This is a genomic window from Methanothrix sp. (assembly GCA_029907715.1).
Lineage (GTDB): Archaea > Halobacteriota > Methanosarcinia > Methanotrichales > Methanotrichaceae > Methanothrix_B.
Genome location: JARYLI010000001.1, coordinates 78797 through 101188 on the forward strand (window position 1 = coordinate 78797; position 22392 = coordinate 101188).

Annotated in this window: 21 protein-coding genes; 7 read left to right on the forward strand and 14 right to left on the reverse strand. The window is 54.3% G+C overall.

The window, feature by feature from the left end; translation table 11 throughout:
• Position 1: 1 nt before the first annotated feature.
• From acsC to QHG98_00345, 3 genes are all read left to right on the forward strand, one after another.
• Positions 2 to 1414, forward strand: coding sequence for an acetyl-CoA decarbonylase/synthase complex subunit gamma (gene acsC, locus QHG98_00335; protein MDH7596180.1), 1413 nt, complete (start codon positions 2 to 4; stop codon positions 1412 to 1414).
• Between the two features lie 477 nt (positions 1415 to 1891).
• A complete protein-coding gene (locus tag QHG98_00340; GenBank protein ID MDH7596181.1) occupies positions 1892 to 2296 on the forward strand; it encodes a hotdog fold thioesterase in 405 nt (134 codons plus the stop codon).
• A gap of 390 nt (positions 2297 to 2686) precedes the next feature.
• Entirely contained in the window at positions 2687 to 4627 is a 1941-nt protein-coding gene (locus QHG98_00345; GenBank protein MDH7596182.1) for an aconitate hydratase, read from the forward strand.
• Between the two features lie 698 nt (positions 4628 to 5325).
• Here QHG98_00345 and cofH read toward each other — a convergent pair.
• Genes cofH through QHG98_00360 form a run of 3 tightly spaced genes read right to left on the reverse strand, consistent with a single transcriptional unit; the run spans position 5326 to position 7766 of the window.
• Positions 5326 to 6447: a 5-amino-6-(D-ribitylamino)uracil--L-tyrosine 4-hydroxyphenyl transferase CofH gene (gene cofH, locus QHG98_00350; GenBank protein ID MDH7596183.1), complete on the reverse strand. Its 1122-nt coding sequence runs from the start codon at positions 6445 to 6447 to the stop codon at positions 5326 to 5328.
• Positions 6383 to 6841 carry a hypothetical protein gene (locus QHG98_00355; protein ID MDH7596184.1) on the reverse strand — a complete coding sequence of 153 codons (459 nt, stop codon included), beginning with the start codon at positions 6839 to 6841 and terminating at the stop codon, positions 6383 to 6385. Before QHG98_00355 ends, cofH begins: the two co-directional genes overlap by 65 nt.
• A 16-nt stretch (positions 6842 to 6857) precedes the next feature.
• Complete coding sequence (locus QHG98_00360) at positions 6858 to 7766, reverse strand: RsmB/NOP family class I SAM-dependent RNA methyltransferase (protein ID MDH7596185.1); 909 nt, start codon at positions 7764 to 7766, stop codon at positions 6858 to 6860.
• 730 nt (positions 7767 to 8496) lie between these two features.
• On the opposite strand from QHG98_00360, the gene QHG98_00365 reads away from it, so the two are divergent.
• Positions 8497 to 8733 carry a hypothetical protein gene (locus QHG98_00365; GenBank protein ID MDH7596186.1) on the forward strand — a complete coding sequence of 79 codons (237 nt, stop codon included), beginning with the start codon at positions 8497 to 8499 and terminating at the stop codon, positions 8731 to 8733.
• 124 nt (positions 8734 to 8857) lie between these two features.
• Here the strand turns inward: QHG98_00365 and QHG98_00370 are convergent, their stop codons facing one another.
• The gene (locus QHG98_00370) at positions 8858 to 9856 is read right to left on the reverse strand and encodes an NAD-dependent epimerase/dehydratase family protein (GenBank protein ID MDH7596187.1); all 999 of its coding nucleotides are present in this window, start codon (positions 9854 to 9856) and stop codon (positions 8858 to 8860) included.
• A gap of 90 nt (positions 9857 to 9946) precedes the next feature.
• A complete protein-coding gene (locus tag QHG98_00375) occupies positions 9947 to 10498 on the reverse strand; it encodes a class I SAM-dependent methyltransferase (GenBank protein MDH7596188.1) in 552 nt (183 codons plus the stop codon).
• A 290-nt stretch (positions 10499 to 10788) separates the two neighbouring features.
• Between QHG98_00375 and QHG98_00380 the strand changes: the two genes are divergently transcribed.
• On the forward strand, positions 10789 to 11595 hold the full coding sequence (locus tag QHG98_00380) for an ion transporter (GenBank protein ID MDH7596189.1): 807 nt from the start codon (positions 10789 to 10791) through the stop codon (positions 11593 to 11595).
• 8 nt (positions 11596 to 11603) lie between these two features.
• Here QHG98_00380 and pyrG read toward each other — a convergent pair whose 3' ends face one another.
• The 6 genes from pyrG to QHG98_00410 all read right to left on the reverse strand — a co-directional run bounded on the left by pyrG (position 11604) and on the right by QHG98_00410 (position 18102).
• Entirely contained in the window at positions 11604 to 13259 is a 1656-nt protein-coding gene (gene pyrG / locus QHG98_00385; protein ID MDH7596190.1) for a CTP synthase (glutamine hydrolyzing), read from the reverse strand.
• Between the two features lie 6 nt (positions 13260 to 13265).
• Complete coding sequence (locus tag QHG98_00390; protein ID MDH7596191.1) at positions 13266 to 13952, reverse strand: hypothetical protein; 687 nt, start codon at positions 13950 to 13952, stop codon at positions 13266 to 13268.
• A 46-nt stretch (positions 13953 to 13998) separates the two neighbouring features.
• The gene (locus tag QHG98_00395) at positions 13999 to 14187 is read right to left on the reverse strand and encodes a methytransferase partner Trm112 (protein ID MDH7596192.1); all 189 of its coding nucleotides are present in this window, start codon (positions 14185 to 14187) and stop codon (positions 13999 to 14001) included.
• A gap of 200 nt (positions 14188 to 14387) precedes the next feature.
• Complete coding sequence (gene pth2, locus QHG98_00400) at positions 14388 to 14732, reverse strand: peptidyl-tRNA hydrolase Pth2 (GenBank protein ID MDH7596193.1); 345 nt, start codon at positions 14730 to 14732, stop codon at positions 14388 to 14390.
• A gap of 8 nt (positions 14733 to 14740) precedes the next feature.
• Positions 14741 to 15775 carry a hypothetical protein gene (locus QHG98_00405; GenBank protein MDH7596194.1) on the reverse strand — a complete coding sequence of 345 codons (1035 nt, stop codon included), beginning with the start codon at positions 15773 to 15775 and terminating at the stop codon, positions 14741 to 14743.
• Positions 15775 to 18102 carry an RND family transporter gene (locus QHG98_00410; protein MDH7596195.1) on the reverse strand — a complete coding sequence of 776 codons (2328 nt, stop codon included), beginning with the start codon at positions 18100 to 18102 and terminating at the stop codon, positions 15775 to 15777. Before QHG98_00410 ends, QHG98_00405 begins: the two co-directional genes overlap by 1 nt.
• Before the next feature lie 84 nt (positions 18103 to 18186).
• Here QHG98_00410 and QHG98_00415 point away from each other — a divergent pair, with 84 nt between their 5' ends.
• Positions 18187 to 18693, forward strand: a complete 507-nt coding sequence (locus QHG98_00415) for an ArsR family transcriptional regulator (protein MDH7596196.1) — start codon at positions 18187 to 18189, stop codon at positions 18691 to 18693.
• A gap of 102 nt (positions 18694 to 18795) precedes the next feature.
• On the opposite strand, the gene QHG98_00420 is transcribed toward QHG98_00415, so the two are convergent.
• The 3 genes from QHG98_00420 to QHG98_00430 form a co-directional block, all read right to left on the reverse strand.
• On the reverse strand, positions 18796 to 18978 hold the full coding sequence (locus QHG98_00420) for a hypothetical protein (GenBank protein ID MDH7596197.1): 183 nt from the start codon (positions 18976 to 18978) through the stop codon (positions 18796 to 18798).
• 471 nt (positions 18979 to 19449) lie between these two features.
• Positions 19450 to 20133 (reverse strand): hypothetical protein, encoded by a 684-nt coding sequence (locus QHG98_00425; GenBank protein MDH7596198.1) that lies wholly within the window; start codon positions 20131 to 20133, stop codon positions 19450 to 19452.
• 367 nt (positions 20134 to 20500) lie between these two features.
• Positions 20501 to 20905 (reverse strand): hypothetical protein, encoded by a 405-nt coding sequence (locus QHG98_00430; protein MDH7596199.1) that lies wholly within the window; start codon positions 20903 to 20905, stop codon positions 20501 to 20503.
• A 288-nt stretch (positions 20906 to 21193) separates the two neighbouring features.
• Between QHG98_00430 and nifS the strand changes: the two genes are divergently transcribed.
• On the forward strand, positions 21194 to 22342 hold the full coding sequence (nifS, locus tag QHG98_00435; protein MDH7596200.1) for a cysteine desulfurase NifS: 1149 nt from the start codon (positions 21194 to 21196) through the stop codon (positions 22340 to 22342).
• Positions 22343 to 22392: the final 50 nt, after the last annotated feature.

Here is a 22392-nt window from a genome sequence, read left to right on the forward strand (position 1 = left end):
GATGAAGGAAAAGAGCCCCCTGAATCTTTACAAGCATCTGCCTCAGACCAACTGCGGAAAGTGCGGGCTGCAGACCTGCATGGCATTTGCAGCAGCTCTTATCGACAGATCCAAGCGCGTCGAGGAGTGCACACCGCTGGCCGAGGAGAAGAAGTACGCGAAGAAGTACGAGACCCTCAAGTCGATAGTTGCCCCTGAGATAAGGCTCGTCTATGTGGGCACAGGCGATAAGGAGCTGAAGGTCGGCGGCGAGGATGTCATGTACCGCCACCAGATGACGTTCTTCAACAAGCCGCCGTTTGCATATGACGTCACAGATACAATGGACGAGGCTGCTCTCGTCGAGCGTGTGAAGAAGATCAGCACGTGGAAGAAGTTCTACATAGGCAAGTGGGAGCGCGTGGAGATGATCGCTGTCAGGTCAACCTCAGGCGATCCCGCAAAGTTCGCCGCGTGCGTGAAGAAGGTCATGGAGACCACGGACTATCCGCTTATCCTGTGCTCATTCGATCCGAAGGTTCTGAGGGCAGGCCTTGAGGTCGCAGCCAAGACCAGACCACTGGTGTACGCAGCAAACAAGGACAACTGGCAGGAGGTCGCGAAACTCGTCCACGAGTTCAACGTGCCGGTCGTTCTCAGCGTGCCCTTCGATCTTGATGGTCTCAAGTCGATGGCGCTGACATTCGAGCAGATGGGCATCCATGATCTGATTCTCGACTTCGGAACAGCGCCCAACGGCAAGAAGCTCCAGGAGTCGCTGCACAACCTTCTCAAGCTCAGAAGGGCGGCGCTCGAGGAGGGCCAGAAGGACATCGCCTACCCGACGATCGCCCTGCCGATCAACGCGTGGTTCACAACCAAGGACCCGGTGAGGGCTGCCTACTGGGAGTCTGTGCTTACAGCGACATTCGTCATACGCGGTGCCTCTATAATGATCAAGCACTGCATCGAGCCGCACTGCGTGATGCCTGACATGCACCTCAGGTACAACATCTACACCGACCCGAGGAGGCCTGTCCAGGTCAAGCCCGGCATCTACAAGGTCGGCAACCCCACAGAGGAGTCGCCGGTATTCGTCACAACGAACTTCGCTCTCACCTACTACACTGTCGAATCGGATGTCGCCTCGAACAACATCGATGCCTACATAATGTCAATCAACACGGATGGCATCGGTGTGCAGGCATCGGTTGCTGGCGGCCAGCTGAACCCGCAGAAGATCGTCGATGCGTTCAAGGAGGCCGACTTCGACTTCACAAAGATGAAGTACCCGTCGATCGTTCTGCCAGGGATGGCCGCGAAGTTCAGCGGCGAGCTCGAGGATCTCTTTGGCGGAAAGGTGAAGATCCTGGTGGGACCGGAGGATTCCGGACGTATAGTCGACTGGATGAAGAGCTACTGGCCACCGAAGTGAAGCCCAGGGGGTTGATGCCCCCTCCAGGTTTCTGTTTCTCTTTTTCTTCTGTGATCACGGCCCCCAGCATTCACGTGATCTATAGTCCTTTGCGTCACTTCATGTGAATCCATTTAAAAGCTACTGGATATGTCATACTTCAAAGATGTTTTTATGTAACATAAAATATTATATAAACTTATGAACACTATTATGCTGTTCGTCCCGTCTCTCAGCCTTCCGGATGTTGCAGATGCCCTCTCAGATATGCCAGATGTCCCTGCAAAATCTGGACGCTCTTATGTATTCAGCAACTTGAAGTACATGCATACTGGTTGCTGAATGCACTCATTGCTCGCCACGAGCGCACAGCGTGACTGGTGCCTCTTCGGGCAAGTTATCAGATGGATAAGAGCGAATCTGGAGGAGCTGGAACTCCAGAACATGGGTTTTATGTACATCCTTGGACAAGCATCTCCCATGGAACCAGCTGGGATGTTGGAGAGACTTCATGCAAAGGTCGATGAGCAGCCTTTCGCGCGAAGGCTTGGCATGAGGCTTGTTGAGCTGAGGGAGGGATACTCGAAGGTCGAGATGGAGCCGTCAGATGATAACAAAAACTTCTTCGGAACAGTCCATGGTGGGGCGATATTCTCTCTGATAGACCAGGCATTTGGTGCAGCGGCAAACTCTCATGGAACGGTCGCTGTGGCGATAAGCGTGACCGTGGACTACCTCCGCCCCGCCAGTCCGGATGAGACGCTTTACGCAGAGGCCAGAGAGGTCAGCAGAACCCGGAGGATCTCAACATACAACATCGAGGTCAGAAATCAGGATGGCGAGCTGAAGGCCGCATGCCTTGCGATGGCATACAGAAGGGATGAAAGGATCCAGTTCGAGTGATTCTGAGCCGGAGTTTCACAGCGCTTCTGAGCTAACAGTATGCTGCGCAGCTGTAGACGTTCCGCGTCTGACCATACCGCTCGCCACAGAAAACTGTATATCATTTGGATGGGATGTATAGAAGCACAGCTTCCGGATGCACCCTGGCATGCGAGAGATCTCTCTGCGAGCGCTGAAAGTTTCTGCAGTGAGTGATATTCGTCATGCATAACGGTGTTTGTGTGATGGATGCGCATTGCAGCGAACTCAATGCGGTGGATGATCGTGGTTGTGTTCGAAGTTATCACTGCTGTACGGGCATGCGGGTTATGATGCTGGACAGAGCCCCGGCAGCGCGGATCGCGCAGCTGGATGAATTCATATCGTATCTTGCTTGTGGAGGTCACTTGGATGGGATACACCCTGACTGAGAGGATCCTTAGGGATCATCTTGTTGATGGAACATATGAGCCGGGAAACGAGATCGGCATAAGGATAGACCAGACCCTGACACAGGATGCGACCGGCACCATGGCCTATCTTCAGTTCGAGTCGATGGGTCTGGAGGGGATAGCCACAGAGCTGTCTGTGAGCTATGTTGATCACAACACGATACAGGTCGGGTTCGAGAACGCGGACGATCACAGGTATCTCCAGTCGGTCGCTGAGCGCTACGGCATATACTTCTCACGCCCGGGGAACGGCATATGCCACCAGGTGCATCTTGAGAGATTCGGGCGCCCCGGAAAGACGCTGCTGGGGTCTGACAGTCATACTCCAACGGGCGGCGGGCTGGGTATGATAGCAATAGGAGCAGGCGGGCTCGATGTGGCTGTCGCCATGGGCGGCGGGCCTTACTACCTGACAGCTCCAAGGGTGATGGAGGTGCATCTCACAGGGGAGCTCCAGCCCTGGGTAACCCCGAAGGATGTCATACTGAAGGTCCTGCAGATACTCTCAACAAAGGGGAATGTGGGGTGGGTCTGCGAGTACACAGGGGATGGAATTGCTGGGCTCACCGTGCCCGACAGGGCAACGATCACGAACATGGGCGCTGAGACGGGCGTCACGACATCGATATTCCCGAGCGATGAGCAGACGAGGAGGTTCCTGGCAGCCCAGGGCAGGGCAGAGCACTGGGTGCCGTTTGCCCCTGACAGGGACGCCACTTATGATAAGAGCATCGAGATCGATCTCTCGGAGCTGGAGCCGCTTGTTGCAGCACCCCACAGCCCCGGGAACGTCATCCCGCTGAGCAGTGTGGTGGGCACTCCTGTGGATCAGGTGCTCGTCGGCTCGTGCACGAACTCATCTTACACAGATATGATGAGAGTTGCGAAAATGGTTAAAGGCAGACATCTTCCTGCAAACGTCAGCTTCGGAGTCGCCCCTGGATCGAGACAGGTTCTGAGGATGATGGCCAGGAATGGCGCCCTTGACGATCTCATAGCATTCGGCGCTAGGGTACTCGAGAGCGCCTGCGGCTTCTGCATAGGCAACAGCATGTCGCCTGGCACGGATGCCGTCTCGGTCAGGACGAGCAACAGGAACTTCAAGGGCAGATCAGGGACTCCGAGCGCAAATGTTTACCTGACGAGCCCTGTGGTTGCAGCTGCAGCCGCAATAAAGGGCGAGTTTGTGGATCCATCCGATCTGAACATGGAGTTTCCAAGGGTGGAAATGCCGGAGAGGTTCGAGATAGACGACAGCATGATCATCCCTCCGAAGCCTGCTGAGGAGAGAGCCGGAGTCAGGATATTCCGGGGTCCGAACATAGGAGAGCCGCCGCGGAACACCCCGATGCCTGAGAGCATAGATGGAGCTGTCACCATAAAGGTCGAGGACAACATAACTACGGATCACATAATGCCGGCCGGATCGAGACTGAAGTACAGGTCGAACGTCCCGAAGTACTCGACGTTCGTCTTCGAGCCGCTTGATCCTGAGTTCTCCAGGAGAGCTGCTGAGAACCGTGATAAGGGGCTGCACAACATCATTGTTGCTGGGGTGAGCTACGGCCAGGGATCGTCCAGGGAGCACGCTGCGATGTGCCCGATGTATCTCGGGGTGAAGGCGGTCGTGGCGAAGTCCATAGAGAGGATACATGCCGCAAATCTCGTGAACTTCGGGATACTGCCACTATACTTCGTCAGGGAGTCTGATTACGGTATCATCGAGCAGGGCATGAGCATGAGATTGCCTGGTATAAGAAAGGCCCTGGAGAGTGGGGAGTCTGAGGTGAAGGCGATCGCCGGCGATCGCGAGATCCCGCTCCGGATGGAGCTGAGCCGGCGGCAGAGGGAGATACTGCTTGCAGGAGGTCTGCTTCCATACACGGTTAGGGGAGGTTGAACTTTGACGGTGTCCTGCATAAACGAAAGGGGCATGATGAAATGGAGGGGGTTACCCGGGGTTCAGGAGGTATCCTGCATAAATGAGGGGGCGTGATGCTTGGAGGCTGCTGAGATACTGTTCTACGTGATAGTTTTCCTGATCGCCTACATGATCGCCAGGATCATCATGAAGATCATGAGGGGATACTGAGCCCAGCGGGCAGGCGCGCCCGCTGGGACGATGAATACCGGCATGTGTGGCAGCTGGAGGAATTCACTCTTATGTATTCAGCAAATTGGAGGATGTGCATACTGGTTGCTGAATGCACTCGTTCCCTCGCCATGCCTTCGACTGCGTCGAAGATAAGTCGAAACGGGCGCATAGCATGACTTTTCTTCGGGCAGGGTATTTGCTCAATATCGTGAGCTTATAGTATTCCGCATAAGTTGCTATAATATAGCATTTCACATAAAATCATCTATGAAGTATGACATATCCAGTAGATTTTAAATGGATTTACATGAAGTGACGCAAAGGACTATAATTGAGTTACTGCTCAAGTGAAGCCACTATCATCGGGCATGGTCGTTGATCCAGAAATCCGCCAAGAGGGCAATTTACCTTAACGTATTGAGCATGTTCCGGGCAGGACATCAGATGGATAAGAGCGGAGGAACTTTGAGATCCTCAGACTCAAAGTACGCTCAAATTGGAGATCAGCATATCCTTCTGTACAGCGTATCCCTCTGCACCGGTACTCTACCGTGCCTCTTTATGAGATCCTGAAACTCAGCCGGAGACATGTACTGCCCCTCTCTGGATCCGGCGCATCTGGATATGTTCTCCTCCATGAGCGTCCCCCCGAGGTCGTTGGCGCCCCATTCCAGTGCCGCTCCTGCGACAGTCCTGCCTAGCTTCACCCAGCTCGCCTGGATGTTCGTGATGTACGGATAGAGCGCCACTCTTGCGAGCGCGTGCATCTTGAGGTTCTCGAGGATGCCCGGAGGCGATGAAATCCTTCCCAGAGCCGTGTTCCCGGGGACGAAGGGCAGCAGCACGAACTCTGTGAACCCTCCGGTCTCCATCTGTATCGATCTGATGACCTCCAGATGGCTCAGCCTCTCCTCGAAGCTCTCGATATGGCCGTAAAGCATGGTCGAGGTCGTGGGTATGCCCATGGTGTGCGCAGATCTTATTATGAATGACCACTCCGCGGTGCTGAGCTTGTCCGGGCAGATCACCCTCCTCACAGAATCGACCAGCAGCTCGGCTGCTGTCCCGGGCATCGAATCGAGGCCAGAATCCTTTAAGGAGCGGAGGGCGTCCTGGACATCGACGCCGGAGCATCTCGACATGTGCATCACCTCCATGGGAGAGTACGCGTGGAGGTGCATCCGAGGGAAGTTTGATTTGAGAACCTCAAGAATCTCGCAGTAGCTCTCCACGGTGAGTCCCGGCGCAAGCCCCCCCTGGAGGCACAGCTCAGTGGCGCCCATCTGCTCAGCCTCCGCTGCCCTCTGAACGATCTCCTCATGTGTGAGGATGTAGCCATCACTCCTCCTGAACGCGCAGAACCTGCAGCTTCCCACACAGATGTTGGTGAAGTTGATGTTTCTGTTTATGACATATGTCACCTCCCTGCCGCAGCAGCTCTCCTGAAGCATGCGGGAGAGGGAGAAGAGCCTCATCGGGCTTCGCCAGAGGGATTGCATGAGGTTGCGATTCAGAGCTGCATGGTCCCTTGAATCGCTCAGGATGCCCTCGCAGATCGGATCATTCAGAGCATTCGTGTTGCGTGTCTCCAGGCTGTGCATGATGTTCCGGAGCATGTTGATCATCAACCTCAAGAATCCTGCGCTCCCTGGGCAGCTGCGAGATCAGCCTCCCGGGGGTGTAGAGGCCGCACCCTATCACCGAGCCCATGTGCGTGACGACCACGTAGCCTCTATCCACCTGCGCTCTCAGCTCCAGGCTCTCGCCCGCGAAGAATCGTCTCGCCATCTCATCATCCAGATCGATGACGTTCTTTCTCGCATGCCGCCCCCAGAGCTGTAGAGCGTAGGTGGTTGGCTTCCACGGGCTCTCGCGCATCGATATAACCCTCATTCCGATGCTCTCGCATCTGAACGGCGGGATCTCTGGAAGGCTGAACGCCCATATCATTCTGCCGCGCCTGAAGAAGCTGAATCCCTCAAACACATCCTCAGGGATGCCAAACCTCTCTTTCCACATAGATACCACTGTATCTTTATTCACAAGCTGGAAGCCTTCTGCGGAGCTTCGCGACAAAGAATCCCCCCGTGTCGTTCTCGTGTGGATAATACCTCCTGCATTTAACGAGCTCCTCGCCGTAATCGGTCCCGTTCCATGATGTCAGACCCGGGCTTGAGCGCAGACCGTGTACCGTGAAGCTCTCCACATCAGCAAGATCGAGCACCCGGGATACGACCCCCTCGTTCTCTTCAGGCGCAAATGTGCATGTGGAGTAAACCACAACCCCTCCGGGCTTTGTCAGCTGGATCGCCCGGCGCAGGAGCGATACCTGGAGGCTCTGCAGATCCATGCTTCGCTTCACAGAGCATCTCGAGATCACTTCCGGGTACCTTCGAGCGGTGCCCTCGCTCGAGCATGGAGCATCAACAAGCGCTCTGTCGAAGGTGTACTCTGGAAAGCGTCTCCCGTCATAGGATGTGACGATGGTGTTGACCGCGCCGAGCCTCTCAAGGTTGGCCCGGAGCGGGACGATGCGTGCTGAGGAGCTGTCGTTCGCGACCACGACCCCCCTGTTCGACATCTGCATGCTCATCTGCGCGGCCTTTCCGCCGGGAGCCGCACAGAGGTCCAGTATCCGCTCGCCAGGCTGCGGATCGAGGACCACTGGCGGCAGCATGGATATCTCCTCCTGAACGTGAATCAGGCCCATGTGAAACTCCATGAGCCTTCCAGGCTTCTCAGCATCCAGCCTCAAACCGAGCGGATACCATCGCATGCGCTCGTACCCGATCCCTGCGCGATCCAGCCTGGAGAGCAGCTCTGGGACTGAGGTCTTCAGTGTATTTATTCTGGCGGTCACCGGCAGCGTCCTGCTCATGAAATCCAGGAATGCATCGAAATCAGGTATTATATCGCGGTACCTCTCCAGGTGCTCATGTCCCATATTTGGGGTGGTGAATGCTTATCGGCAAAATATCTTGGCCTCTGAGAAAAGCACATCTTCGTTAAGGTGAGGCCATGAGATCTCAACTGCCATCATGATCTGGTACGAAAACAGGCCCGTTCATATCCATTTGGTAACTTGCCCGAAGGAGCAGGGGTCATGCTATGCGTTCGTTTCGACAAATGAATGCTTTCAGCGACCACATTGCATGCTCTGCAAGTTGCTACGCACATAAGAGCGAACAGGCCCGATTTCATCCCATTGGTCATCGGTTAAGGATTTTATGTAAATATATTGACCATGGAATTTAACAAATTGTGATCACGCCAGATTGGAGAGTCTGATTCAAATCGACCACCTGTGGACTTGAGTCCTGATAGCAGTACTGATGGGGATAAGACTATTAAGTCCAATTCTACACATGTCGATCTTAACCGATGACGCTTAACATAGGTGATCTCCTGTCATGAGCGTTTTCTGTCATCATGAGTTTGCAGACCATCGCCCCCCAATTCCATCTGGGAGCACCATCTCCTTTTGGCACGCCTCCCCAGCGGGGTTTCAGAGAGAAGGAGACAGATTACGGGATATGAGCCATGCTGCACGGAGAGCTGGTCCAGGTCAGGGTCTCCGGTAACATTTGGGCATCTTGGAGCAGACCGTCCAGTCGTAACGCTATCGGGACGAAAGTTTGATATCCAGTCGCGCCCTCATCACACAGGGTGGTCTGATGAAGTTCAAGGAGTGGACCCGGCCGATCAGGAAGTTTGATGATATATACTACACAATTGAGAGGATCATCTACGGAAGGGGCAGGCTGAGCGGTTTTACATCAGAGGACATATACAACAATCTCCACGACAAGCGCTTCTTCAGGGATGCGGCAGATCTTCACAATTATCTTCTTGCCAAGGGCAAGACCTACAGGATAAGGCCCAAGGACGGCGGCTGGGAGAGGATCTGGTAGAGGTCATCCCGTCGCATGGTTAAAGTGGGCATCCACATTTTTTGTGCAGCTTAATCGGAGCTGCAAGCTTGGGCGACACCCGGGCACCGATAACATAAACTGCCTGTTGTTACAGGTTCCTGAATCACGGGGATCTGCCATCCTTTTCTGGCAGCGGACTCTCTCGGATCTCCCTGAGCAGCGATTCTGCAGCCCTGGCCACGGCCTCTCGTGAGCCCAGCCTCGGCCTCCAGCCGAGCTGTCTTATCGCGTCTGTTGACAGGCACATCAGCTTAACATCTCCCTTCCAGCCCCTTCCATCGATCCCGCCTGTGAATCTGTACCTCACGCCGTCCAGGCCCATCGCTTTGACGACTATGTCCGCGATCTCCCTCACATCAACGGTGTCCTGAGAGCCGATGTTGTATATGTTCACCTGCTCATCCGCATGCTCAACGCAGTGGATCATGGCATCCACGCAGTCCCTGACATCGAGGTAGGACTTCCTCTGCGCTCCTGATCCGAGGATCTCGAGCTCTTTCGGGTTTGCCCTGAGCTTTTTTATGAAATCAACGATCACGCCGTGGTTCCCACGCTCTCCCACTATGTTCGCGAAGCGGTATATCCACGCCTGCATATCGAATGTGTGGCAGTAAGATGATATCATCGCCTCACATGCGAGCTTCGACGCCCCGTAGAGCGATATCGGCTTCAGCGGGCCGTAGTCCTCTGGCGTCGGTATGATCTTCGCCTCCCCATAAACAGTCGATGTCGAGGTGAACGCTATTCTCCTGACCCTCGCCCGGCGCATCGCCTCCAGGAGGTTGTACGTGGTGAGGGCGTTCTGCTCGAGGTGTATCCTTGTATCAGTCTCGCCCACTGCCACAGAGGGGTTGGCAGCGAGGTGGAACACAATGTCCTTCTCCTTCACAGCATCATAGACCTCCAGCCTGTCGAGCAGATCGGCCTCTATGAGCCTGAAGCGCGGATTGGATTCGTGCGCACTGAGATACTCCCTCTTCCCTGTGCTCAGGTTGTCTATGACTGTAACCTCATTGTGTTTTATCAGCGCATCGACAAGATGAGATCCTATGAACCCTGCACCGCCAGTTACCAGAATCGACATATCTCTGAGTATGGGCATGCTTTGAGGGTACATGACAGGTATGATATATCTTTTGGAGACTGGCAGGTTTGATCGGATCCACCAGCCGCAGGCCCGTCTTCCTCATCGTCACACTGAACTTCTGAGCTTCAGAACGTACAGCTCCTCGAAGAAGTATCTCTCCCTGGCCACAATCTCTGTGGTGAGGCCAGACGCCTGGGCCAGCTCCATGACCTCTTCTGGCCCTGTGAGGGATGATATGAGCAGGAGTATCCTTCCACGAGGGCTCATCACATCCTTCACGCCTTTCAGAAATCTCGCTATCACCTCTCTCCCATCAGCCCCGCCGTCAAGCGCTGCTGACAGCCATTTATCGTCCTCTGAATCCAGCGCATCCTCTGCGGGCAGATACGGTGGATTGAAAAGAATGAGGTCGAACTTATAGGATATCCCGTGAAACAGATCCGCCCTGACCGCGGGTATGCCCAGGGATGCTGTTGCCTTTACAGCATGAGGATTGATATCTGTGGCCACTATGCTCCTGACCCTGCCTGCAAGGGATTCTGATATCATCCCAGAGCCGCAACCGATCTCTATTACAGAGTCGTCTGGCCTGGCTTCAGCGATCGCAGCACGCATGAGCAGGTGCGTGTCCTCAGATGGGGGGTACACGTTCACCATTCCGCCTCCTCTCCTCTTACACTGAAAGCATTTAGGGTTAACCTTCAACTGCATGGTCGTTTCTGGACGAAACCAGCAATCAAAGCTCTCATCCTTTTGGTAACCTCTAATGTCGCCTGTGGTGTTTCGCAGGAAAATGCTCACTGCCCGAGAGGCGTACACATCCCAACTCATCTGACAGAAAGTGTTTTACTGCTCCACTGCGCTTCTCGCCATCGATCTCCTGTATCCAAACCCGCAACTCATCTGGCAGAAACTGTTTTATCCGAACAGCTCATCAGCTCTCGCAAATGAGCTCAGGAATCAAGCATCGTGTCCACAGACTTCTTGAGCCTGGCGATGATGAGGGGAAATACATCGACATCTTCATAGTCTGTCTCATAATCCTCAACGTTACAGCAGTGATACTTGAGACTGTATGGTGGATAAACGCGCGCTTTTCATATTTTTTCGACGTCTTCGAGATGTTTTCTGTCGCGGTCTTCACCGTTGAATACGTCCTCAGAGTCTGGTCATGCACAGTCGATCCCCGCTTCAGCGATCCCATCCGTGGAAGAATGAGATTCATGGTATCACCGCTTGCAGTTGTTGATCTGCTTGCGTTCCTTCCGTTTTACCTTCCCTTGCTGCTTCCGGACACGAGGGTTCTCAGAGCGGTTCGTCTCTTCCGGCTGCTCAGAATCATGAAGTTTGCGAGATATTCGGAGTCGGTCGATCTTTTCGCCGATGTTATCAGGATGAAGAAGGATGAGCTTCTGCTGGTCTTCGTATCCATACTGATACTTCTCCTGGTCTCCTCGACTCTTATGTACGAGGTGGAGCATGATGCACAGCCCGATAAGTTCTCATCGATACCAGCAGCCATGTGGTGGGGGCTGGTGACGCTGGCAACAGTCGGCTACGGCGATGTATATCCTGTAACGCCAGCTGGCAAGCTAATAGGCTCTGTGGTCGTGATGCTTGGTATAGGTCTCTTCGCTCTGCCAGCAGGTATAATCGCATCCGGCTTCACCGAGGCCCTTCAGAGGAGAAGGGAGAGTCATGAGATTGTATGCCCCCACTGTGGAAAACCGATAAAAGAGTTGATGATAAGGTAACGCTCGTCTCACGCGGTCAGTTCGAGTGTGCACGCTGATCCTGGTCTTCTGAGCCGCTGTGTCTTCATCGCCTCGACGAATGCCAGGAACGGAGGCGATGGCCTGCCCGGTCTTGACCTCATCTCAGGATGGAACTGGCATGCGAAGAAGAACGGATGTCCCGGGATCTCCAGGATCTCCATCAGATCCCCGTTTCTTCCTGAGAAGAGAAGCCCGTTCTTCTCGAGTATCTCGATGTATGCTGGATTCACCTCATACCTGTGCCTGTGACGCTCCACGATCTCTGTGGTGCCGTAGATCCTGTGGGCGAGGGTGCCCTCGAGGAGATGCGCCGGATAGTTGCCCAGCCGCATAGTCGCCCCCATCTGCCTGACCTTCTCCTGCTCGGGGAGCAACGCGATGACAGGATGAGGCGTCTCGCCGAACTCTGTGCTCGACGCACCCTCGAGACCGCAGACGTTCCGGGCGAACTCTATGACTGCGAGCTGCATTCCGAAACATATCCCGAGGTACGGTATTCCCTTCTCCCTGGCATACCTTATGGCGTTCATCTTTCCCTCTGTGCCGCGAACCCCGAATCCACCCGGGACAAGTATGCCGTCGAAGTCCCTCAGCAACTTCTCGGGCTGAGCCCTCTCGAGATCCTCGGCATCTATCCAGGAGATCTCTGGCATCGCCCCTGCCTCGATGCCCGCATGCTTCAGCGCCTCGCGTATCGAGAGGTAGGCATCCTTCATCGGATCCGTGCACTGTGATCCTGATGTGTACTTTCCAACAAGAGCCATGCTGACCTTCTCCCTGACCGCGTCCATCCTCTGAACGAGATCGTACCAGTCCCTCCGCTCCTCCAGTGGGAACAATCGCATGGCCTTCATGATATATTTAGTTAGACCCTCGGCCTCGAGCTGGAGCGGAACCCTGTAGATGTCATCCGAATCATGCCCGCTGATGACAGCCTCTATTGGAACATCACAGAAGTGCGCGATCTTCGCCTTCGTCTCTGGGAGCAGTGGCTTCTTGCACCTCACCACTATCATGTCTGGCTGAAGCCCCAGCTCGCGCATCTCCTTTACGCTGTGCTGCGTTGGCTTTGTCTTCTGCTCGCCATCAGAGGTCATCGGCGCGAGCGTCACATGGACAAAGAATATGTTTCCAGACTCCTCATACTTCAGCTGCCTCATCGCCTCCAGGAACGGCATCGACTCTATGTCGCCAACGGTTCCGCCAACCTCGATGAGACAGATCTCGCTCCCTCCGGTCCTCGATACCTGGCGTATGCGCCTCTTTATCTCATCCGTTATGTGCGGTATTATCTGAACGGTCTTTCCCAGGTACTCGCCGCGCCGCTCCTTCTCGATGACCGTGCTGTAGACCTTTCCGGTTGTGATGTTGTGATCTCTCGTGAGCTCTATGTCGAGAAACCGCTCGTAGTTGCCGAGGTCGAGATCCACCTCGCCGCCGTCCTTGAGCACGTACACCTCGCCGTGCTGGAACGGGCTCATGAGCCCTGCGTCTATGTTGATGTAGGGGTCTATCTTTATGGCAGTGACCCTGTACCCCTTGTTCATGAGCAGCCTGCCTATCGAGGCTGCAGTTATGCCCTTGCCAAGCCCGCTCATCACCCCGCCGGTGACCACGATGTACCTCAAACAGATCACTCTCATCCAGAGCTAAGATCTCAGCATGGTAGCTGTACCATAGATGATAAGGCTGACGATCATCATGGATGTTGCGAGCGCTCCGTGGAAGAGCGGCAGGGTTCTGGTGTGGAATGTAAGCACCATGAGCATGATGGTTGCTGCCAGGATCAGGGCGACAGGAACCAGATCCATGCTGTACCTGCCATATCCGGTGACCGGCTCATATCTATCAATACTCTCGCCATCGCGCGAACCGGTCCAGGAGTTGTGGCGATAGTACTGATCGCTTTTGTAGTAACCCTCATCGCGCTGTTCATCATCATCGTATCCATCACCGTAATCATCGTGGCTCTCGTTCTCCCTCAGACCCTCATCCTCGCTGTCATCTCTGTACATGCCATCAGCCTCCAGGGTCACCGGAATTTTTTTGGTGGCGGTGTCAGTAATTAGCAGCACATCTCCGCTCACCGTCTCAGCGGTCTCAGGCATCCTCACCGATATCGGGATCATCTCCTCGAGCACTATGTAGTGGTTCATCTTCTCGGGTTTTACGTAGCGGATGATGCCCTGATCCGTTTTAACAACCAGGTTGGTCGGCTCGCCGAGGTTGACAACACGTAGATGTATCTCATCGCTGCCGCCCGGAGGCAGCCTCAGGGATATCGGCTCCGGCTCGCCCTCACCTGCGCTGTCGTTTATCCTGATCACGTACTCCATCCAGGATAAAGATGCGATCATATTTTATAAATATTTCTCTAGTGTATTAACGCCTCTCGCGGAGCTCCGGCGGCAGCATGTTGGGTATTCCCTCTTCTATCGGATACACCTCGCCACAGGATCTGCACGTGAGCCTTCCAGTGAGTATCTCCCTCTCGTTCTCCTCGAAGACCTCGAGTTCGAGATCTCCCCTGCAAACAGGGCATACAAGTATCTCCATCAGATCACGTCTCATGATCCCTCATGAGATGCCCATGGAGATCAAACTTCCTGCCAGTGGAGGCGCTTGGATAGCGTCTGGATCGGTTGCCCGCATCGGGAGGTTAATCCTGGAAAATCACAGCTCAGGTGGGGGTAAGCTGGAAGCCCCCTCCAGAGCGCAGAAGCGGCCCCCCCAGCCCCTCGGCCCGACGTTCTCGTTAATGTGTCACGGGATCAGAGCAGGCTGAGCCTGCCGGTCACCCTGTCCATGAGCTCGTCCGGAGCCGGCCCGAGGCCCAGGGCTGTCACGGTTCCGGGAGGTACCTCTGTGAGGCCTGCATCCCTGACGATGGCAGCCGGTATCCCCAGGGATTCTGCCTCTGCCCTGAGCCTGAAGAGGTGCTCCTCATCTCTACCCCTGAGGACGATCTTCCTCATGCCCTCATCCTTCCACTGCTCGACGACATCCTTTCTGGCGAGCTCCATTGCCATTATCGAAGCATGCGCCACTTGGACTGCGAGCTTTCCTGTTGATAGCCTCAGATCGTCCCTGACAACTATGCACTGCTTGAGCGGCATGCTTAACCTCAGGCTTTATTCGCTCTCCTCCTGTAGATGTAAGCACCTGCGCCGCCCAGGATCACAAGAACCGCAAGCGCTGGGAACATCATCGATCTGGACGCGGGCTCCACTCTCACGGGAATCTTCATGCTCTCCGAGATCACGGTATCCCCTCTCACATCGGTGTACTTGATCTCGCTGTTGATGCCGTACTCCTTCGGGGTTGCATCCGAGTCCACATCGAGGCGGAAGACCACGGTCGCCTCCTCGCCAGGCCCGAGATCACCTATGTAGGCCTGGTCGTCGGTGGACGAGAACGGCTTGAATATGCTAAGCCTGGCAATGGCGTCGCTCACACCCTCCTCACCGATGTTTTTATAGGTAACCTGCAGCTCCTCCTTCTTGGCTCCAGCCCTGAGGACCCCCTTGACGTCAGTGATCACGAAGTCCGCCCTCTTCTTCACGACGACAGGCACGATCACCGTCTGGTTCGCCTTCTGGTACCAGTAGGCTGCCCTGAACCCTATGAGGTTGTTTGTAGCTGGATCGAACTTGTTCGCATCGACCTGCACATTGTACTGGTAGTCGTACTTCAGATTGAGCTGGAGGGGGTACACGCCAGCCGGTGCGTGCTTTCCTATCTTTATTGTGAATTTGAGCGGATTCTTTGTCTTGTCACCGGATTTGAGGGATTCCACAACCTGATCGCCGGACTTGACCTCGATCTGGTCGCTCTCCGACACCAGAGTTGCAACTATCCCTATGGCAGTGGTCTTGGCCTGCTCCAGCTCCTGCTCTTTGGCTGCGAGCGCCATCTCCATGGGGGTGTAGGCTGTCTTGTCCTTCTCGAAGCTCAGGAACCTGCCGTAGTTTATCAGATCGATGTAGAGCGTGACTGTATCCCCTTTATCGAACTCGTTCGTGCCGCTTATTGCAGCGGTCAGGTTTGGTGATCCGTACATGTTCCAGTAGTTCTCACCCTCGATCACTGGAGGGATGTAGTTGCTCTGGCCCATCGCTGGGACAATAAGGATCAACAGCATTATCATCTCGTATCTCATCAAACTGCACCTGCGCATCTTTTTCTAAGCAAATCGAATATCGTGTTCATCCTCTGGATTCTCTCCCGCTCTCTTTCAAGCTGAACGAGAAGCACGGGAAATACTGTGAATGTTGTGATAAGAGCGAATATCACAGCCAGCACGGTCACTGTGCCGAAGTTGTTGGTTATGACGAATGGAGATGTTATGAGTGCCCCGAAGCCGAAGACCGTGGTCAGGCCGGATGCAACCAGCGCGGATCCTATGCTCGACGATGCCTTCGACATCGCCTGGTCGATATCATTGCACCTCTTGAGCTCCTCGTAGAACCTCTCCATCATGAGTATGGAGTACTCAGAACCCACACCCAGGATCAGGGCTCCCAGCGTCGCAGTCAGCGGGGTGTACTTCATGCCGGTGACATACATCACCCCGCCCATCCAGCCTATCACGACGAGCATTGGCAGGACCGGCACAATCGCCTTTATCAGATCCCTGTATATCAGGAGGAGCATTAAGAATATCACGACCAGCCCGAAGAGGGTCATCTCTGTCCTCCCGGTGGTGAGCGCCTCGATCACTGTCGTCATCACAACCAGGTTGCCTGTTATCACAACGCCGGTTCCAGGAGGCACGCCAAACCACTCGACGTCCCTGTACATTTCTTTTATGAGACGGTCGACCCCCTCTTCCCCAAGGTCCCGCAGCGCGTTGCCTATGTTGATGTCCATTACGGCTGTGTCATGCCCGTCTATGTACCTGTCTTTCATCGAAGATGGCATTATGCTGAGCAGATATCTTGTTGAGGTCGCGTCCTCTGGTATGGAGCCGTTGTTCAGCATTCTCATATAGCCGGCAACGCTGTTGACGTAGTACACCTGCTGCCTCGACTCCGTGATGTAATCTCCGAACTCGTTCATCCACTCCAGCATCTTCGGATCTGTTATGTCATCTCCCTGGACGATTATGTTGAGCTCATCGCTCCCTCCGAATATGTCGACGAGGTGCCTGAACTGGACCAGGGGAGGAAGATCCTGAGGCATGTAGTTCTTGAAATCCGTATCCACAGGAACTAGGGTATCGGAGTAAACCCCTGCAAGCGACAGAAGCAGGGCGAGCAGGATTATCAGAGTCCCGCGCCTGAGCGAAAACCTGACGATGAATCTTACAGCTCTGCCGATGGTCGTCTCACCGACCGTGCTCTCAGATGCATCAGCTCTCTTCCTGTTCTTTCTGTTGTTTCCGCTCCTCTCCGCAGCGTAGAGAACCGTTATCCCAACAAAGAGGGCTGAGATGTAGCACATTATGAGCCCTATGAGACACAGGACCCCGAACTCCCTGATCATGGGCACGGTTGAGGTGAAGAGCGAAAAGAATCCAGCTGCTGTTATCGCCAGCGCTATCAGGACCGCCGGCGCGGTGTGGGCCACGGTCTCAACGACCGCTTTTTTTATCGACCCTCCCTTCGAGAACTCCTCCTCGATCCTGTTGTGGAACTGTATCGCATAATCTATGCCGATGCCGATGAGTATCGGGAATGCCGACATCGATATCATAGTCATCGGGATGTGAAGCAGCCCCATTATCCCGAATGTCCAGATTATGCCCAGAAAGACTATCGGCAGGGGGAGGAGCGGCCAGTTGACATGACGGAAGACGAGCAGAAGCGCCAGGATCATGAGGACGCCAGATGCGCCAAGCAGGCTTGCATTGCTCTTGGACATCTCATTCTTTATGGCCACACCAAGCGCTGCATTTCCTGTGACTATGACGCCCACCCCTGGGGGAAACTCGGCCATGGCCACCGCTCTCTCGGTCTCGCGCAGGACCTCCTCGCGCTCCCCCTCCGTGAGAGTGAGCGGTATCTCTATCGAGAGTATCGTGTGCCTTCTGTCCGGAAGTATGTTCTGCAGCATCCTGGCATCCCCTTTGAGCAGGAGCGTGTCTATCGCGCTCTGTTCATCTGGAATGTATCTCCTTCCTATCTCCCTCTCTGCAGCGATCTTTATGATCTGCGATATGCCCGTGACAGAGATGACATCCGGCACAGACTCCATCTGCACAGCAAGCCTGTCCATCGCCTTCAGGACCTCAGGAGCTGTCACATCATCTCCCTCGATCACCACAGTTATCGACTCTGTTGCGAACCGCTCCTTGAAGAGGTGCTCATAGGTCTGGTACAGCATCGATCCCTTGTCCACAAAGTCCTCTGTTCTCATCCCATGCATCTCGATCTGCTGGGCGTAATGAAGCGACAGAAGTGTGAGAAGAACTGCAGCGATGAGTATGAGCTCAGGATTCTTTGCGATCCAGCAACCAAGCCGCTCTTTTCTGTCTATGGGCCTCACCCGCTATGATTTGATATGTACAGAGATTACAGAACGTGCAGTTTTTACGAAAAGTATTTAACGCTTCCGGCTCAGGTTCGGATGATGAACCGGGATATCGAGGAGATCAGGAGATACATCACGGATGCGTGTGTTCAGATCGCGAGAATGCGGGGGTACAGCGATGCGCTTGGGGTGCTGAGGGGAATTCTGATGCTCTCTGAAACACCTCTGTCCCTTGATGATCTGGTCGAGCTCACCGGTTACAGCAAGTCCACCGTGAGCACGAACATGAGCATTCTTGAGGGCCTCGGCGTTGCGAAGAGGGTGATAACGCCAGGAGAGAAGAGGTACAGATACATACCGGTGACCGACACAGACATGCTCAGAAATGCGATGATGAACCACGTCAGGAGGGAGATCAGCACGCTCATGTCGGCGCTCGATCGTGCGGAAAAAGCGCTTTCATGCGCTGATAGCCCGGAGGCAGGGCAGATCAGAGAGAGGATCAACGGGATAAGGAACTTCTACAGCAAGACAGACCGTCTTCTGAACCTCATACAGAAATACGATGTCGACAGGCTCATTGAGATCCTGGAGAGGAGCGGGTAAGCCCCAGGGGGTATCTACACGTAGGTGTGCGTGGATGCATGCTGCAGGGCGTGGAAACGCCAGTCCCCAATTTCAGGAGCTGGGCCTGGGGCGACACCACGCTCACACTGAGTACTTCTTGACACGCTTCACGTTCCTGGACCTGCAGCTTGGACAGGAAGGTATAACACCCAGTCCTTTGAATCGGTTGCCGCAGTCCAGGCAGGTGTATTCCTTCGCCAGTATATGCTCCTCATCCCCCACATTGATGAGGCTGAATCCGGGACCGGAACACATGAGGATCACCTCAAAAAACCATCATTATTATCAATTAAATACTTTTTGTAGTGGATCATGCTGCTTTCTGTAACCGCATCGTGCATGTGGAATGCGCCCGGGCTCTTTGGAATCCCGTTTGCAGATCCAGACATCTCATGTGGTCGGGTCACGGGCTCGAGTCGTGAACGGCATTTGATAAATCGGCATCTTTTATCCATCTGATGACTTGCCCAAAGAGGCACCGCTACTGCTCTGCGCTCCTTCCGGGGGAATGATTGCGTTCAGCAACCTCCAGGCATGACCCACAAGTTGTTGAATGCATAAGAGCGAATCGGCATTCTCTGACAGATCACGAATCACGAGATCGCATCCTGTTGAGGCGAGCACACGAACGTCCATCGATTCAAGCACGCAACCGGGGGATGAGCCCGACCACAATCTTAATAATTTATTTCTTATTAAGAAATACACATCGTATTTATATTTTCATTTATGTATTCACATGTTCTCGGACAGGCTTGAGAGCCTGTTGATAAGCCAGTTGGTCATGAATCCTGTGAGGAAGCACACGAGCATGGTCGAGAAGACGGTGTCATCTGATTTCACGTTAAATGCGATGAGGCCGCTGCTGAAGAGCAGGTACGCCATGTAGCCGAATATCATGCTGAGCAGCGGTATCGTCGTATACCAGATCCGCTTGTACCTTACCACCATACCATCCCTCCGGAGATCGTCCACAACCCCAGTTAGTATCTGGGCGGATGAGCCGAGCCCCGCGAAGAAGGAGCTCCACAGCGGCACTCCGAGGACCCTGACATCAGAGTAGCCGTATATCAGCGCTCCGAAGAGAATGGCAGAAAGTACTCCATAGAGCACCGCGTAAAGGCCGTAGAGCTTGAAGAAGAACGAGACAGTCCTGGAGCTGTGAATGCGCAGTCCGCGTATGTTGTGCTTCGCCTCGTTGATCGCGCTGGTCAGCTCGTACTTCGCCCTGTCGTAGTAGAGAAATGCATCCGCGTAGTTGTTCTTGCTCAGCTCCTTGAAGGCCAGGACGTAGAAGTCATAGCTGTTCTTGACATCTATCGAGCTTCTGTGAGCGGCCTGCAGCATCCGCCTCAGCCTTCGAAGGGCCAGGCCGAGACCCTCAGGCGATACTTCCTCAAGAGCGTCTTTTGCTTCCACGAATAAATTTACTTCAGTAATAAGGATATATAGTTTTCCATCAAAAAATTGATTAAAAGATAATAATATTAATGGCACTTCAGCAGTGTGCACAAATTTCCGGGCGGGTATGGAGGTTTCATGCTATATCTACAAATCGATTCGGCAAAGGGAGACCGGGGTTCATACGCACGCGGGATGGATCACATGTGATATTGCAGGATTTGTCTTAATGCAGATTCCTGCCATACTGTTTGATCTTCATTGATTTAAGACCACACCCAGCGCGGGAAATGGCCGGCGTGGTTGCTGCCTGAGGAATCTCAGATATCCAGCACACGCTGACAGTGCTGTTGCTCAGAGCGAGTTGGATACGGCTCTTCGGGACTCAACTCATAACGTATCCGCCGCGCGAATAGAAGAACGTCGGCGGTGTTGTGTAGTAAAATGTCATGCCCCGGAGCCCGTAAACGTTGACATCCCACCATGGATCGATGCCGAAGTCAGCTGGATCGAAGGTTGTCTTCATGAGATACGAGTAGGCGGGATATCGATAGGCTCCATACACCGGATGGTATATCCCGGGATATCTGTAATACGGGCTGTAGTATGATGTGTAGTAAGGCAGTCTGTCTACTGGATAAACCCAGCTGTACTCCCACCGGTAGCTGTGAGTCAGAAACGGGTTGTACCAAGGTGAGAGCCAGTCATGCTCCAGCGATACCTCCTCCGCCAGGCAAGGTACGGCCAGAATGGATACTGCCAGAGCCACAAGCACGAATCTTTTTCTCATAACCCCACTCGAGCAGAATGTTCTGCGCTGTTAATACTTATGAGTTTCGACGCTATCACCAGGAGCGCAGGCTCCGGAGATCCTGGATCCATGGGGGTGCTGGCGCGGGTTGCAGGCACATCGATCCCGATACTTTTTGGGTGCAATGATATCGATATCAACAGCCATATGGACCCCGCGAATGCTGTAACCTCTCGGTGGATGTGGTTCCTGAGTGGCGCTCGAACCGAGCCAGCGATCAGATTCCGGAGAGAAGCTTTAACTCGCATGTGGTATCAACTGACTTTCATGAGGCGCATATACATGGACCACTCGGCCACGACCCCGGTCGCGCCCGAGGTCCTGGAGGCGATGCTGCCGTACTTCAGGGAGATGTATGGCAATGCGTCGAGCCTCCACGAGTTCGGCCGGGAGGCGCGTGATGCTGTTGAGGGCGCGAGGGAGAAGCTCGCCTCGCTGATCGGCGCGAGCCCTGAGGAGATATACTTCACGAGCGGGGGCACAGAGTCGGACAACCTGGCGCTCAAGGGCGTTGCGCTCAGCAGCAAGGGAAAGCATATCATCACGACGTCGATAGAGCATCCTGCGGTTCTTGAGGTGTGCAGGTCTCTGGAGCGCATGGGCTTCGATGTCACGTGCGTTCCAGTTGATGATCAGGGGATAGTCGATCCGGGAGAGATCGAGAGGGCGATACGCGATGATACTGTGCTCATATCCGTCATGCATGCGAACAACGAGATAGGTACAATACAGCCGATAAAGGAGATCGCGGAGATCGCCTCGGAGAGAGACATACTCCTGCACACGGATGCTGTCCAGACGGTTGGCAAGATACCCGTGAATGTTGACCAGCTTGGTGTTGATCTGCTCTCAATATCTGCGCACAAGTTCTATGGTCCGAAGGGCGTCGGCGCGCTGTATGTCAGAAAAGGCACGAGGATCGAGAGCATAATCCAGGGCGGTGGGCACGAGAGGGGGCTCAGGTCGGGCACAGAGAACGTACCGGGGATCGTGGGTATGGGCAGAGCTGCAGAGCTTGCATCTGAGATGATGGATAGAGAGGCGGAGAGGCTCACAGCGCTGCGCGAGAGGCTCAAGAGTTTTGTGCTCTCGAACATCGATGACTCCTGGCTCAACGGCCATCCGACTAAGAGACTTCCGATCAACCTTAACTTCGGCTTCGGCAGGGTGGAGGGAGAGTCGCTGCTGCTCTACCTCGACTCAAAGGGCATAGCAGTCTCCACAGGATCAGCCTGCTCTTCAAAGAAGCTGGAGCCGAGCCACGTGCTCAGGGCCATAGGCCTGGATCCGGTGAGATGTCATGGCTCCCTCAGGATAACGCTTGGAAGGGATAACACGCAGGAGGATGTCGATTACGCTGGCGAGTGCATCCGTGAGGCTGTTGAGCGGTTCCGGAGCATATCTGCAATACGGTAGCGACTCCATATGGCAGCGCTGAGCGATTGCGCAGGAACCGCGCTGCGGAG

What these genes read in the sequence shown, in the direction of transcription:
- QHG98_00345 (MDH7596182.1), top strand. Translation starts at nt 2,687, where the DNA reads ATGGGATACACCCTGACTGAGAGGATCCTTAGGGATCATCTTGTTGAT.
- pth2 (MDH7596193.1), bottom strand. Translation starts at nt 14,732, where the DNA reads ATGCCGCTCAAGCAGTGCATAGTTGTCAGGGACGATCTGAGGCTATCA.
- QHG98_00370 (MDH7596187.1), bottom strand. Translation starts at nt 9,856, where the DNA reads ATGCCCATACTCAGAGATATGTCGATTCTGGTAACTGGCGGTGCAGGG.
- QHG98_00360 (MDH7596185.1), bottom strand. Translation starts at nt 7,766, where the DNA reads ATGGGACATGAGCACCTGGAGAGGTACCGCGATATAATACCTGATTTC.
- acsC (MDH7596180.1), top strand. Translation starts at nt 2, where the DNA reads ATGAAGGAAAAGAGCCCCCTGAATCTTTACAAGCATCTGCCTCAGACC.
- QHG98_00380 (MDH7596189.1), top strand. Translation starts at nt 10,789, where the DNA reads ATGAGCTCAGGAATCAAGCATCGTGTCCACAGACTTCTTGAGCCTGGC.
- pyrG (MDH7596190.1), bottom strand. Translation starts at nt 13,259, where the DNA reads ATGAGAGTGATCTGTTTGAGGTACATCGTGGTCACCGGCGGGGTGATG.
- QHG98_00390 (MDH7596191.1), bottom strand. Translation starts at nt 13,952, where the DNA reads ATGGAGTACGTGATCAGGATAAACGACAGCGCAGGTGAGGGCGAGCCG.
- QHG98_00405 (MDH7596194.1), bottom strand. Translation starts at nt 15,775, where the DNA reads ATGAGATACGAGATGATAATGCTGTTGATCCTTATTGTCCCAGCGATG.
- QHG98_00355 (MDH7596184.1), bottom strand. Translation starts at nt 6,841, where the DNA reads ATGTGGAAAGAGAGGTTTGGCATCCCTGAGGATGTGTTTGAGGGATTC.
- QHG98_00430 (MDH7596199.1), bottom strand. Translation starts at nt 20,905, where the DNA reads ATGAGAAAAAGATTCGTGCTTGTGGCTCTGGCAGTATCCATTCTGGCC.
- QHG98_00365 (MDH7596186.1), top strand. Translation starts at nt 8,497, where the DNA reads ATGAAGTTCAAGGAGTGGACCCGGCCGATCAGGAAGTTTGATGATATA.
- nifS (MDH7596200.1), top strand. Translation starts at nt 21,194, where the DNA reads ATGAGGCGCATATACATGGACCACTCGGCCACGACCCCGGTCGCGCCC.
- QHG98_00375 (MDH7596188.1), bottom strand. Translation starts at nt 10,498, where the DNA reads ATGGTGAACGTGTACCCCCCATCTGAGGACACGCACCTGCTCATGCGT.
- cofH (MDH7596183.1), bottom strand. Translation starts at nt 6,447, where the DNA reads ATGATCAACATGCTCCGGAACATCATGCACAGCCTGGAGACACGCAAC.
- QHG98_00395 (MDH7596192.1), bottom strand. Translation starts at nt 14,187, where the DNA reads ATGAGACGTGATCTGATGGAGATACTTGTATGCCCTGTTTGCAGGGGA.
- QHG98_00415 (MDH7596196.1), top strand. Translation starts at nt 18,187, where the DNA reads ATGAACCGGGATATCGAGGAGATCAGGAGATACATCACGGATGCGTGT.